At 54.9% G+C, this 13,527-nt stretch carries 14 protein-coding genes; 13 read left to right on the forward strand and 1 reads right to left on the reverse strand.

The window, feature by feature from the left end; translation table 11 throughout:
- Window positions 1-336: 336 nt before the first annotated feature.
- From trpB to ypjB, 13 genes are all read left to right on the forward strand, one after another.
- Window positions 337-1,554 (forward strand): tryptophan synthase subunit beta, encoded by a 1,218-nt coding sequence (trpB, locus tag N685_RS0112105; RefSeq protein WP_031408702.1) that lies wholly within the window; start codon window positions 337-339, stop codon window positions 1,552-1,554.
- Window positions 1,538-2,344 (forward strand): tryptophan synthase subunit alpha, encoded by an 807-nt coding sequence (gene trpA, locus N685_RS0112110; RefSeq protein WP_031408704.1) that lies wholly within the window; start codon window positions 1,538-1,540, stop codon window positions 2,342-2,344. The genes trpB and trpA overlap by 17 nt, the downstream gene beginning before the upstream one ends.
- Window positions 2,345-2,376: 32 nt before the next feature.
- Window positions 2,377-3,474 carry a histidinol-phosphate transaminase gene (hisC, locus tag N685_RS0112115; protein ID WP_031408706.1) on the forward strand — a complete coding sequence of 366 codons (1,098 nt, stop codon included), beginning with the start codon at window positions 2,377-2,379 and terminating at the stop codon, window positions 3,472-3,474.
- Window positions 3,475-3,561: 87 nt separating this feature from the next.
- Complete coding sequence (locus N685_RS0112120; protein WP_031408709.1) at window positions 3,562-4,665, forward strand: prephenate dehydrogenase; 1,104 nt, start codon at window positions 3,562-3,564, stop codon at window positions 4,663-4,665.
- Between the two features lie 24 nt (window positions 4,666-4,689).
- A complete protein-coding gene (gene aroA / locus N685_RS0112125) occupies window positions 4,690-5,973 on the forward strand; it encodes a 3-phosphoshikimate 1-carboxyvinyltransferase (RefSeq protein WP_031408711.1) in 1,284 nt (427 codons plus the stop codon).
- 267 nt (window positions 5,974-6,240) lie between these two features.
- Complete coding sequence (locus N685_RS0112130) at window positions 6,241-7,497, forward strand: tetratricopeptide repeat protein (protein ID WP_031408714.1); 1,257 nt, start codon at window positions 6,241-6,243, stop codon at window positions 7,495-7,497.
- Window positions 7,498-7,553: 56 nt separating this feature from the next.
- Window positions 7,554-8,087: a ReoY family proteolytic degradation factor gene (locus N685_RS0112135; RefSeq protein ID WP_013144907.1), complete on the forward strand. Its 534-nt coding sequence runs from the start codon at window positions 7,554-7,556 to the stop codon at window positions 8,085-8,087.
- A gap of 88 nt (window positions 8,088-8,175) precedes the next feature.
- Window positions 8,176-8,631: a YpiF family protein gene (locus N685_RS0112140; protein ID WP_031408717.1), complete on the forward strand. Its 456-nt coding sequence runs from the start codon at window positions 8,176-8,178 to the stop codon at window positions 8,629-8,631.
- 144 nt (window positions 8,632-8,775) lie between these two features.
- Window positions 8,776-9,285: a QcrA and Rieske domain-containing protein gene (locus N685_RS0112145; RefSeq protein WP_011231677.1), complete on the forward strand. Its 510-nt coding sequence runs from the start codon at window positions 8,776-8,778 to the stop codon at window positions 9,283-9,285.
- A 3-nt stretch (window positions 9,286-9,288) separates the two neighbouring features.
- A complete protein-coding gene (gene qcrB, locus N685_RS0112150; protein WP_011231676.1) occupies window positions 9,289-9,963 on the forward strand; it encodes a menaquinol-cytochrome c reductase cytochrome b subunit in 675 nt (224 codons plus the stop codon).
- A 50-nt stretch (window positions 9,964-10,013) separates the two neighbouring features.
- Window positions 10,014-10,778 carry a menaquinol-cytochrome c reductase cytochrome b/c subunit gene (locus N685_RS0112155; RefSeq protein WP_011231675.1) on the forward strand — a complete coding sequence of 255 codons (765 nt, stop codon included), beginning with the start codon at window positions 10,014-10,016 and terminating at the stop codon, window positions 10,776-10,778.
- 78 nt (window positions 10,779-10,856) lie between these two features.
- Window positions 10,857-11,477, forward strand: a complete 621-nt coding sequence (locus N685_RS0112160; RefSeq protein WP_031408720.1) for a lipoprotein heptaprenylglyceryl N-acetyltransferase LhaT — start codon at window positions 10,857-10,859, stop codon at window positions 11,475-11,477.
- Between the two features lie 112 nt (window positions 11,478-11,589).
- Window positions 11,590-12,378 (forward strand): sporulation protein YpjB, encoded by a 789-nt coding sequence (gene ypjB, locus N685_RS0112165; protein WP_031408722.1) that lies wholly within the window; start codon window positions 11,590-11,592, stop codon window positions 12,376-12,378.
- Between the two features lie 137 nt (window positions 12,379-12,515).
- On the opposite strand, the gene N685_RS0112170 is transcribed toward ypjB, so the two are convergent.
- Window positions 12,516-13,388: a YitT family protein gene (locus N685_RS0112170; protein ID WP_031408724.1), complete on the reverse strand. Its 873-nt coding sequence runs from the start codon at window positions 13,386-13,388 to the stop codon at window positions 12,516-12,518.
- Window positions 13,389-13,527: the final 139 nt, after the last annotated feature.

Genomic DNA, 13,527 nt, shown 5'->3' on the forward strand with positions numbered 1-13,527 from the left:
TGATATGGCTGAACACAAGCTTTTCCGCCCTCTTCTCCCGAACAAGAGCGTTGGCTGGCAAACCGAATTGGCCCGCAAAGCGCTCATTGTTCGAGGAGGGCATGCGGCAGCATGTCCAGGGCAAGCGAACCGCTTGCCGACTACGGCAGAAAAGCTCGGAATAGAGCCTTCTCAACAGACTTTTGATTGGTTAATCAACACGTCTGATCAAACATTATTCTTAAAAACGAAGGGCCAAAAGACGGCGCTGACGCTCGGACGATTGACCAACCGCAGGACTTTGAAGAAATGCGCCTCTTCGTTTTTCAACTTTTATGAAGGAGAAGGTGGGGTTAGATGATCGAACACGTTCCGAATGAATACGGCCGGTTTGGCGATTTCGGCGGCAAGTTTGTCCCTGAGACGCTCATGCTTCCGCTTGAAGAAATCGAAGCGGAGCTTGACAAAGCGCTTGCCGATGAATCGTTCAAACAAGAATACATTCGCATTTTGCAGCATTACTCCGGCCGTCCGACTCCGCTCACATTCGCGTCGAATTTGACACAACGGCTTGGGGGCGCGAAAATTTATTTAAAGCGCGAAGATTTAAACCATACGGGCGCCCATAAAATCAACAACGCGATCGGCCAGGCGCTTTTGGCAAAACGGATGGGCAAGAAAAAGCTGATCGCGGAAACCGGCGCCGGCCAGCACGGCGTCGCCGCGGCGACGGTAGCCGCTCATTTCGGCATGGACTGCATCGTCTTTATGGGCGAAGAAGACATGAAGCGCCAGGAGCTGAACGTATTTCGCATGAAGCTGTTGGGCGCCGAAGTCGTGCCGGTTTCAAGCGGCAATCGAACATTGAAAGATGCGACGAACGAAGCGATTCGCTATTGGGTCGCCCACTGCGACGACCATTTTTACATGATCGGCTCGGTCGTCGGTCCGCATCCGTATCCGAAAATGGTGCGCGAGTTTCAGCGTGTGATTGGCGATGAAGCGAAAGAACAGTTTCTCGCCCGTGAAGGGAAGCTGCCGGATGTCATCGTCGCCTGTGTCGGCGGCGGCAGCAACGCCATCGGCATGTTTTACCCGTTTTTGCAAGATGACGTCCGTCTTGTCGGCGTCGAAGCGGCCGGCAAAGGGATCGACACTCCGCACCATGCGGCGACCATCACCAAAGGGACGAAAGGAGTCATCCACGGGGCGATGACCTACCTATTGCAAGACGAGTACGGGCAAATTCTCGAGCCGTATTCGATTTCTGCCGGCTTGGATTACCCCGGCGTCGGGCCGGAACATGCGTATTTGGCGAGCATTGGCCGCGTCTGCTACGAAAGCGCGACCGATGAAGAAGCGATCGCCGCGTTCCAATTGTTGGCGCAAACAGAGGGCATCATTCCAGCCATCGAATCGGCCCATGCAGTGGCAAAAGCGGTTGAACTCGCCCGCCGGATGCCCACGGATGAAACGGTGCTGATTTGCCTGTCCGGCCGCGGCGATAAAGATGTGCAAACGATGATGCGCTATCTTGGCGCGAAGGAAGGTGAAGACATTGCCGCTGTCCGTTAATCCGCCGCTATTTATCCCGTTTATCGTCGCCGGTGACCCGACCCCCGCTGTGACGATCGATCTCGCCTTGGCGCTTGAGGAAGCCGGTGCTGACATATTGGAGCTTGGCGTGCCGTACTCGGACCCGCTCGCTGATGGACCGACGATTCAACGCGCCGCCGCAAGGGCGCTTGACGGGGGCATGACGCTGCCGAAAGCCATTCAGCTTATTGGCGAGATGCGAAAAAAAGGGGTAAACATTCCGATTATTCTCTTTACGTATTACAATCCTGTGTTACAATTAGGAGAAGAATCCTTTTTTGCTTTAGCGCAGGAAAATGGCGCCGACGGCGTGCTCATCCCGGATTTGCCGTTTGAGGAAAGCGGTCCGCTCCGCGAACTTAGTGAACGGTTTGACATCCCGCTCATTTCGCTTGTCGCACCGACGTCGAAGCAACGGATCGAACGGATCGCTTCGGCGGCGCAAGGATTTTTGTACTGCGTCTCCTCGCTTGGCGTCACCGGCGTGCGCGAGACGCTGCCGGAGACGCTCGGCGACTTCCTCCGTGAAGTGAAGCGGCATAGCCGCGTCCCGGTCGCCGTTGGCTTTGGCGTTTCGGCGCCGGAGCAAGTCGCGATGTTAAAAGAGGTGTGCGACGGCGTTGTCGTCGGCAGCGCGCTTGTGCAAAAAGTCGAGCAGCTGGCTCCGAGGCTGCAGGCGCTGGATGAAAGGGGAGCAGCCGTCGCCGAGTTTGCTGCCTATGCCCGTTCGCTTGCCGCGCCGCTTCGGGAGCCGTGTTCTTCGCGCTAAAAGTTCCGAAATTGGAGGAGTTGGCGACAATCATGCAAGTAAAGGAATCGCTCCGGGGGCTTTCTCCGTACCAGCCGGGAAAATCGATCGAAGAAGTCAAGCGGGAATATGGCTTGTCTGAGATTATCAAACTTGCTTCTAACGAGAATCCGTACGGTTCGTCGCCAGCGGCAAAAGTAGCCATCGCCGCTGAGCTTGACCGTCTCGCCGTCTATCCGGACGGTTACGCCCGCACGTTGCGCGAAAAAGTGGCGAAGCATCTTGGTGTCAAGGAAACACAGCTTCTGTTTGGCAACGGTTCGGATGAGGTGGTGCAAATTTTTTGCCGCGCCTTTTTAGAGCCGGGGACAAACACGGTCATGGCGGCGCCGACGTTCCCGCAATACCGGCACAACGCCGTCATCGAGCGGGCTGAGGTGCGCGAAGTGCCGCTCGTTGACGGACGGCACGACTTAGAGGCGATGCTTGCGGCCATCGATGAAAACACGCGCATCGTTTGGATTTGCAACCCGAACAACCCGACGGGCACGTATGTGAATGACACCGAGCTGCGCTTCTTTTTGGATCGCGTGCCGCCGCACGTGCTCGTGGTCGTGGATGAAGCGTACTACGAATATGCGACGGCGCCCGACTACCCGCAAACGGTGCCGCTGTTAAACGAGTACGAGCAGCTTGTCGTCATGCGCACGTTCTCGAAAGCATACGGGCTCGCTGCGCTCCGCGTCGGCTACGGCGTGGCGAGCGAGACGCTCATCCGCGCCGTCGAGCCAGCGCGCGAGCCGTTTAACACGTCGACCATCGCCCAAGCGGCCGCGGCGGCCGCCCTTGACGATCAAGCGTTCATCCGCGCCTGCGTCGAACGAAATCGTGCTGAGCTTGAACGGTATTATCGCTTTTGCGAGGAGAACGGTCTGAAGTATTACCCGTCGCAAACAAACTTTTTGTTCATTGATTTCGGGTTGGATGGCGACGAAGTGTTCCGATATTTGCTTGAGCGAGGCGTCATTGTCCGCTCCGGTCAAGCGCTTGGGCTGCCGACCGGCGTGCGCGTGACTGTTGGCACGAAAGAGCAAAACGACCGGGTGTTGGAACTCGTTTTGCAACTGCTTCGGGAAAAACAGCTCGCTTGACCGTTCAGCGGCGGGATAAATAGAAAAGATCAGCCCGCTGCTTTTCGCAAGCAGCGGGCGCATCGTTGCATAAAGTAGGTGGGACGATTGGAAGGAAACGTGTTCATTGTCGGCCTCGGCTTGATCGGCGGATCGATTGCACTGGCGATTAAAAAAGCGCATCCGGAGGCGGTGATCATCGGCTACGATGTCAATGAGCGGCAGCTCGGTCTGGCCCGTTCGCTCAAAGTCATCGATGAAGCCGCACGCTCATTGGCAGAAGCGTACGAACGGGCGGATTTGATCGTTTTGGCCGCCCCGGTCATGCAGACGGAGGCGCTGCTTTCATCCATGCCGCTTGAGCGGCTGAAGCCGGGCGTCATTGTGACGGATGTGGGCAGCACAAAGCGGCGCATCGTCGAACGGGCGCGCCGCCTGCTTGAGTGCGGCGTGGCTTTCATCGGCGGCCATCCGATGGCCGGGTCGCATAAAAGCGGGGTGGCGGCGGCTAGAGCTCACCTGTTTGAAAACGCCTTTTACATTTTGACGCCGACGGACGATGTGCCGTCGCAGCAAGTCGAAGCGTTGAAACAGTGGCTTGCGGGAACGAAAGCACAGTTTGTCATCTTGACGCCCGAGGAACATGACCGCATCACCGGGGTCATCAGCCATTTTCCGCATCTGATTGCAGCGAGCCTCGTCCACCAGGCGCGCGAGTACGAGTGCGAAAATGCGCTTGTCAGCCGGCTGGCGGCCGGGGGCTTCCGCGACATCACCCGCATTGCGTCGAGCAATCCGGAAATGTGGCGCGATATCTTGATCCATAATAAGCGGGAGATGCTGGCTTTGTTTGACCGATGGATGGCGGAGATGGAAAAGCTTCGCTCCTTTGTCGAAGAGGAAAACAGCCCGGCCATTTACCATTACTTTCTGGAAGCCAAGCAGTTTCGCGACGGACTGCCGACACGGACAAAGGGGGCGATTCCGTCGTTTTACGATTTGTATGTCGACGTGCCGGATTATCCGGGCGTCATCTCCGAAGTGACCGGCTATTTGGCCGAGGAAAACATCAGCATCACGAACATCCGCATCATTGAAACGCGCGAAGAAATTTACGGCGTGCTCCGCCTCAGCTTCCAAAGCGAAGACGATCGGGCGCGGGCGAAAGCGTGCCTTGCGAAACATACGAGCTACGCCATCTATGAAGGATAGCAATCAAAATGGTGGAGGGGTTCCATGCAGCTGCCAACGAACGTATCATCACTCCGGGGAACGATTGAGGTGCCCGGCGACAAATCCATTTCCCATCGCGCTGTCATGCTTGGGGCGCTTGCTTCTGGACGAACGGTGATTGACCATTTTTTGCCTGGGGCGGATTGTTTAAGCACCATTGATTGTTTTCGTAAACTTGGCGTCGACATTCGCCGAGACGGAACGACCGTTGTTGTCGAAGGAACCGGCCCTGATGGATTGCGTGAGCCCGCCGCTGTGCTTGATGTCGGCAACTCTGGGACGACCGCGCGCCTGTTGCTTGGCATTTTGGCCGGCCAGCCGTTTCACGCCTGCTTGGTCGGCGACGAATCGATCGCCAAGCGGCCGATGGGGCGAGTGACGGAGCCGCTTCGCCAAATGGGGGCACGCATTGACGGACGTGAAGGAGGGCATTATACGCCGCTTTCGATTCGCGGCGGCGCGCTTCGCCCGCTCCGTTACACTTCGCCGGTGGCGAGCGCACAAGTCAAATCAGCCGTTTTGCTTGCAGGCTTGTTCGCCGACGGCGTAACGTCGGTCACCGAGCCGCACCGCTCGCGCGACCATACGGAGCGGATGATTCGATTGTTCGGCGGCGAGGTGGGTGTCGACGGTTTGACGGTTTCGGTCGCTGGGCCGCAGCGCTTGCGCGGGACGCACGTTTACGTTCCCGGCGATATTTCGTCAGCCGCCTTTTTCCTTGTCGCCGGCGCCATTGCGCCAAACAGCGAAATTGTGCTGAAAAACGTGGGCTTAAATCCAACGCGGACCGGCATCATCGATGTGCTTGCACAAATGGGGGCGGATATTGCGATTGACAACGTCCGCCACGAGGAAACCGAGCCGGTCGGTGACATTACGGTCCGCACGTCGACGCTTCGAGCAGTCGAAATCGGAGGGGATCTGATTCCAAGATTGATCGACGAGATTCCGATCATTGCCTTGCTCGCGACGCAGGCGGAAGGAACGACCGTCATCAAAGACGCGAGCGAATTGAAGGTGAAAGAGACGAATCGGATCAATACGGTCGTCACCGAGTTGAAAAAATTCGGCGCCGACATCGAAGCAACCGACGATGGTATGATCATCCGCGGCAAAACGCCGCTTTATGCCGACGGGATTGTTGTCGACAGTCATGGCGACCACCGCATCGGCATGATGCTCGCCGTTGCTGCCTGCATCGCCAAAGGGACGGTCCGTCTCGAGCGTTCGGAAGCGGTCGCCGTTTCCTATCCGACGTTTTTTGCTGATCTCCGTTCGCTGCTGTAAGGCCTCCCGCCCCAAGAGGGCGGGCGGTCATATTTTGTGTTGTTCGTTCATATATTGTCAGTGAGAGGAAGGGCTCCGCATTTTTGAAAGCGGATACATTTCCTGTTTCTGAATGAAGAAACAACGCACCTTCCAGACGGCGAGCGGTTTGGTTGCGGAAACGGCCATGATCGATTATCATCATTCATGTTCCCATTGTAACAGTACATAACGATTTGAATGGCAAAGGCGGATGGCCGCCTGCCGCAAGAGAGGGCTGACGAAACGATGACACGCGTCGAACAAATCATTCGCTTAGTGGAAAACGGAAACGTCGACCAAGCATTGACGCTCGTGCCGAAAGTGAAAAAATATGGAAGTGATGAAGAAAAATACGCGCTCGCTGACTGTTTGTACGGATGGGGAATGCCGGAAGAGGCAAAGGAGCTGCTTGAGGAGCTGGCTGCCCGCTATCCGGATGACAGCGACATTCGCTTGTTTTTGGCGGAAGTGTATACGGAGCTTGAAGCCGAAGAGGAAGCGCTCGCCATTTTGTCGGAGATCGACGAAGACGATCCGCAGTTTGTCCGCGCGTGCCTTCTTGCCGCCGATTTGTACGAAATGCAAGGACTGGCGGAAGTGAGCGAGCGGAAGCTGCGTCAAGCGTACGAGAAAGCCCCAGATGAGCCGATCGTGCAGTTTGCGTTGGCTGAGCTGTATTTTTCGCACGGTGAATACACAAAAAGCGTGCCGCTTTATGAACAGGTGCGGAAGACGAACAAGGAGATGGCTGGCGTCTTAATTACCGAGAGGATCGCTGAGGCGCTCAGCCGTTCCGGGGAATTCGAGGCGGCGCTTCCGTATTATGAGGAGGCGCTTAATGAAAAAATGGACAGCCGGACGCTGTTCGCCTACGGATTCACTGCGTTGCAGGCCGGCTATACACAAACGGCCATCGATAAGCTCAGCGCTTTAAAAGAGCTCGATCCGGATTACACTTCGCTTTACCTTTATTTGGCGAAAGCGTATGAACAAGAAGGGCGGCTCGTGCAAAGCTATGAGACGGCGCTTGAGGGCATCGGCGTCGACGAATGGAACAAAGAGCTCCGCCTTTACGCCGGCAAACTGGCGCTCAAGCTGAACAAGCCGGAGGAGGCAGAGGAACACTTGAAAAAGGCGCTTGAGATCGATGGCGGATACATCGAGGCGCTCACGGTTTTATCGGCGCTTTGGCTAAACGAACAGCGCTATGAGGATGTCGTCGCGCTTCTTGAGCAGGCGATGGCCGATGGCGAGTACGATCCGCAGTTCGAATGGGACCTTGGGCGCGCCAAACATCGGCTTGAGATGTACGACGATGCATTAAATCATTACGGCGAGGCATATAATTTCTTTAAGCACAATGTTGAGTTCCTCGAAGAGTACGGATATTTTCTCATCGAGGAAGGAAATCGGGCGGCGGCGAAAGAAATATTTCAACAGATCGTCCGTCTCGACCCAACCCATACGGAGGCGGCGGAGATGCTGCTTGAGCTCGAAGAGTAGGGGAGAAGCGGTGGCCCAACCTCTTTCTTGGAAACCGATCGAGGGGGAAGCGCACAATGACGCACGTATCCGTCAATGAGAAAAAAGAGTTTATCCGTTGGTTTTTAAGCCATTACCAGTTAAAACGGCGCGAGTGTGTCTGGATTTTAAACTATTTGATGAGCCATGATCAGCTCATGCAAAAGGTGCATTTTGTCGAGAATGCCCAATATTGCCCGCGCGGCATCATTATGTCGACCCATTGCGTCGACGATGTGCCGTTCCGCTTTTACAAAGGCAATGTGATGACGACCGATGCAGAGAAATCGTTCCACGACATCCGTTTAAACCGCGACGAAGATATTTACATTCAACTGAATTTCCGCGCTTCTTTTCATTCGCCGCAATATGTCGCTGTGCTTGAGGAAAACCCGTATGCGCCGAAGCAGGCGCAAGTGAGCGAAAACGACCAGCGCCTTGCCGAGCAGTTTTTGGAACGCTCCATTTATGAATTCCGGCGCGGGCGGCTCATGAAGCTGATCGATGAGGCGCTTGACCGACATGATGAAGAGGCGTTCCGCCGCCTGACCGATGAATTAAACAAATTGTAAAAACCTTGCCGCCGGCAAGGTTTTTCTTTTGCCGAAAAATATGGTATGGTGATGAAGGGAAGAAACTTTAAGGCAAAGGAGAGTGCGAATGAAGTGGACAGGCGAGGACGTCGCCCTCTATGAACAAGAGCGCGACTACATCGACACGGCGCTTCTTCCGCTTCTGCCGGTGGCTTTCGGCCAAGGAGCGAAGCGGCTCGCTTCCGGCGGGGAGCTTGTCGGGCTCATTGCGGCTGAGGTCGAGCGACAGCTGAAGGGCCGGGTGTTTTTGTTGCCGTCGTTTGTGTATTTTGCCGATGAGCCGCGAGCGCTGCTTACTGAAAGGCTGGCGGATTGGACCAACCGGCTTAGACGGGAAGGAATGAAGCATTTGTTTTATGTGACGTGCGACCGTTCGTGGCAAGAGGGCGAAGAAGCCGACCGCGTTTGGGTCGTTCCGGTTGTTCCGCTCGAGAGCATGGGTGAATCGTACAAGCACGAGCTTGTCAGAGAGCAGGCCGCCGAGCTGCTCCGCTTTCTCGTCGGTCGCTGGATGCAAGAGTAGACGCGGCAAAGTCCGACGTTTTGCCGCCTGCGATATTGACCTTGTCCAGCAATTGAGCTATCATTAGAATGTCCTAGTTTTCCATATGTGTTATACATACAATCGTCCGGTGCGGACTTGATTTTGCATAGAGGGGGGAAGACGATGAGCGACAACAAACATCGCGTAACGAGACGTCAGTTTTTAAACTACACGCTGACCGGCGTCGGCGGTTTTATGGCGGCAGGGATGCTCATGCCGATGCTTCGTTTTGCTTTCGACCCGATCTTGAAGGATGAAGCAGGGACGGAGATGGTCGCGGTAGCAGACGTCAAAGAGATTACGACCGAACCGAAGCGCTTCGACTTTAAAGTGAAGGTGAAAGACGCTTGGTACGAGTCGGAAGAGCCAAAATCAGCATGGGTGTATAAAACGGACAAAGGGGAGATCATCGCCCTGTCGCCGATCTGCAAACACCTCGGCTGTACGGTCGACTGGAACACGGACAAGGAACATCCGAACCAATTTTTCTGCCCATGCCACTATGGGCGCTATGAGAAGGATGGCACGAACGTTCCGGGAACACCGCCGCAAGCTCCGCTTGACCGTTATGAGTACAAAGTGAAAGACGGCAAGCTGTATTTAGGCAAGGCGAAACCAAGAAAGGAGGCGTAATGCGTGTTAAACAAGCTGTACGACTGGGTGGATGAGCGCTTAGATATTACGCCTTTGTGGCGGGATATTGCCGATCACGAAGTTCCGGAGCATGTCAACCCGGCCCATCACTTTTCTGCCTTTGTCTATTGTTTCGGCGGGCTGACGTTTTTTGTCACGGTCATTCAAATTTTGTCCGGCATGTTTTTGACGATGTACTACGTCCCGGATATTAAAAATGCGTGGGAATCGGTGTATTATTTGCAAAACGAAGTGGCGTTCGGCCAAATTGTGCGCGGCATGCACCACTGGGGGGCGAGCCTTGTCATCGTCATGATGTTTTTACATACGCTGCGCGTCTTTTTCCAAGGGGCGTATAAAAAGCCGCGTGAAATGAACTGGATCGTCGGTGTATTGATCTTTATGGTGATGATGGGTCTTGGCTTCACCGGCTACTTGTTGCCTTGGGACATGAAAGCGCTGTTTGCGACGAAAGTTGGTTTGCAAATCGCGGAAGCGACGCCGCTCATCGGCCCGGCGATCAAGACGCTGTTGGCTGGGGACCCAGAAATTGTCGGTGCGCAAACGCTGACGCGCTTCTTTGCCATTCATGTCTTCTTCTTGCCGGCCGCTTTACTCGGCTTAATGGCAGCGCACTTTTTAATGATTCGCAGACAAGGCATTTCCGGTCCGCTATGATCGGTCGGCCCGACGTTTGCAGGCGATAGAAAAAAGGAGGGAACCACGCAATGCATCGCGGAAAAGGAATGAAATTCGTCGGCGATTCCCGTGTTCCCGCGGTGAGAAAACCGAATATTCCAAAAGACTATTCGGAATATCCCGGGAAAACGGAAGTGTTTTGGCCGAACTTCCTGCTCAAGGAATGGCTGGTCGGCTCGGTCTTTCTCGTCGGTTTCTTATGCTTGACGGTCGCCCATCCGTCGCCGCTTGAGCGGATCGCCGACCCGACGGACACGACGTACGTGCCGCTGCCTGACTGGTATTTCTTGTTCTTATACCAATTGCTCAAATATTCGTATGCGTCTGGGCCGTATACGGTCGTCGGCGCGATCATCATCCCAGGATTGGCGTTCGGCGCGCTCTTGTTGGCGCCGTTTTTGGACCGCGGCCCGGAGCGTCGTCCTTGGAAGCGTCCGGTAGCGACCGGGATGATGCTGTTGGCGCTTGCGGCGATGATTTATTTGACATGGGAAGCGGTCGTCACGCACGACTGGAAAAAAGCGGCTGAACAAGGGAAAATTCGGGCGGAAGTGAAAATTGACACGAATGCGGAAGGCTATAAAATCGCCCAAGCGAATACATGTACATCGTGCCACGGACAAAACTTGTCCGGCGGCGCTGGTCCGTCGCTCATCGGCACCGGCTTGAAACCAGAAGAAATCGCGAAAATCGCGAGAGAAGGGAAAGGCAACATGCCGCCTGGCGTCTTTAAGGGCACGGATGAAGAGTTGAAAAAACTGTCCGAATTCATCGCCGGACTAAAAGCGGAATAATCGTTTCGACACGAAAAAGCTGACTCGCGTTAGTCAGCTTTTTTCGTGCCAACATGAAACCGAGGCGAGGTGCAGATGATGGCATGGTTTTATGCGCTGTTGGCTTCCCGGCCGGTTGTTTGGTTGCTCTTGTTCGCCAACGCGGCCGGCACCATCTATGGATATTATTGGTATCGCTATCAACTTGCCGATACGCCGCCCGTCTTTTTGCCGTTTGTTCCTGACAGTCCGACGGCGAGCCTTTTTTTTCTTGTTGTCCTTGTGGCATGGCTTTTCGGCAGGTCGGCGCCGCTTTTTGAAGCGTTGGCTTTGGTGACGCTTGTTAAGTATGGAATTTGGGCAGTCATTATGAATGTGCTCGTTTGGCGCGTCACCGGCACGCTCGATTGGGCCGGCTGGATGCTCATCGTTTCGCACGGGGCGATGGCGATCGAAGGAATGCTGTATGCCCGGTTTTATCGATTCCGCTTCCTTCACCTTATGCTAGCGGCCGTGTGGACGCTGCATAACGATGTCATTGACTACGTGTTTGGCATGATGCCGCGCTACAGTGTGCTAGCTGACTACGCCAACGAAATCGGCTATTTTACGTTTTGGTTGAGCATCGCATCGATTGCCGTTGCGTATCAGCTTGGCGTTCGCCTCCGGCGCCAGCCGCTTCTGCCGGGCGGCATGTCTTTCCGGCAGGCATCAGAGTAGAGCGTTGAACACAAGGAGGAACGTTGGGCGGCAGCTTTCTATATAGCAGTTGCCTGGTCTACTCTTGTCCACTCCTTCATACATTGTACTAGTGGATGAGGGAGGGACGATGATGAAGCGAATCGGGCTAGCCATGCTGTTGTCGCTCGCCTTTTTATGGCCAGCACCCATTGGCGCGGCTGGACAAACAAACGGTTGGGAGCAGTTGGATGATATTTCCGACGAGGCGCTGCAATTGGCGAAAAACGGTCGTTTTGCCGAAGCAAAAGAAGTGCTCCGCTATTTTTCTGAGCGGTTTTTCGCCCTTGGGGCAAAAGAACGGTTGAAATCGGCCGATGAATTGCGGGCGGTGACCGTGACGCACGAGCAGGCAGTCAAGGCGATGACGGCGCCGATCTCCGCGGAAGACAAAGTGGCGGCAATCACCCAGTTTCGCCTTGTTGTTGACGCCATCCATTCGACATACCAGCCGCTTTGGACGGAGATGGAACCGGCTGTCATGGAGGCGTTTGCCGCGGTCGAAAAGGCGGCACAACAAGGCGAGCAGAAAGCGTATGCCGCTGCCCTTCGCCAGTTGCTTGACCGTTATACATTGATCGAGCCGAGTGTGAAAATTGACGTGCCGCCGGATATCGCGACAAAGGTCGATGACGATCTGGAGGCGCTGCAGGCAGCCGCGTTTTGGCAACGCAGCGAAGACGAGCAGCGCGAGCAACTCGCCGATGCCCGTCAAGATCTTGAAGCGCTGTTTGCCGGGGTGAAAAAGGACGAGGCTGATCCGTCGCTGATTTGGGTGATGATTTCCACTGGCGGAGTGATCGTGCTGACGCTGACGTACGTTGGCTGGCGGAAGTACAAAGGAGAAAAGGAAGAGAAGCGAGCGCGGCAGCCGGAAGACTAAGCGCCGGCGCTTTTTGCGAGGGGGAAGCGTTTCCCCCTCTTTTTTGTTGTCCTGTCGCTTTGTGCAAGCACTTCCTCCGCACTTTCAAGCGGCGCTTGTCGGGCTTGTTCGGGCTGGACTTTCGCGCCAGCGGATTTTTATGGTTCCAGCGGCCGCTTTTGTTCATCAAGCGTAAACCCTTCACCGAGCACATCATGCACATCGGTGACTGCGACGAACGCATGTGGGTCAACGGATATAATGACACTTTTTAAGCGCGGCAGTTCGTTTTTGGCGACGACGCAATACAAAACGTCACGGTCGCGCTTCGTATACGAGCCGCGGCCTTTGAGCACGGTGACGCCGCGTTCCATCTCCGTCAAAATGCGGCTGGCGATCTCTTCGCTTTTTTCCGAGATGATCGTCGCTCCTTTCGCTGCATACCCGCCCTCTTGCATAAAATCGATGACCCGGGCGGCGATAAAAACGGCGACAAGGGTATACATGGCCTCGCGATAGGATAAGTAAAGAAGAAGCGAAAGCGTGATGACGGTGGCGTCAAAAGCAAACATCGTTTTTCCCATGCTGATGCCTTTATATTTATGGACAAGGCGGGCGATAATATCGACGCCTCCGGTTGTGCCGCCGTAGCGGAAAATAATGCCGAGGCCGACGCCGATAAAGACGCCGGCAAACAAGGCGGCGAGCGTCATGTCATGTCGAAGCGGCATATGAATCATGTAACGTTGAAAGATGGACAAAAATACAGAAACGGCGACCGTGCCGATGACGGTATAGAGAAACGTCTGGCGGCCGAGCAGTTTCCAGCCGATGAAAAAGAGCGGGATGTTGAGCGCCAAGTTGGTGACCGCTGGATCCAGTCCGAACAAAAAATAAAGAAGGAGCGTAATGCCGGTAAATCCGCCTTCCGCCAAATTGTTTTGCATGTTGAAATGAACGAGCCCGAAGGCGAAAATGGCGGCGCCAAGCAAAATAAACACGCAGTTTTTGATCTTTAGTCCAAAAATCATACCGTCCCTCCGTCCGCAAAAATAGTCGGCGCCCTTAATTATAGAGGAACTCGTCCGTATAGGCAATGATGAGCGAAAACGGACGGAATGGACAGCGGGCGAAAACATTTGTCAAATGCGCCGCTTTTCGCTAACATGG

The organism is Geobacillus vulcani PSS1 (assembly GCF_000733845.1).
GTDB classification, from domain to species: domain Bacteria; phylum Bacillota; class Bacilli; order Bacillales; family Anoxybacillaceae; genus Geobacillus; species Geobacillus vulcani.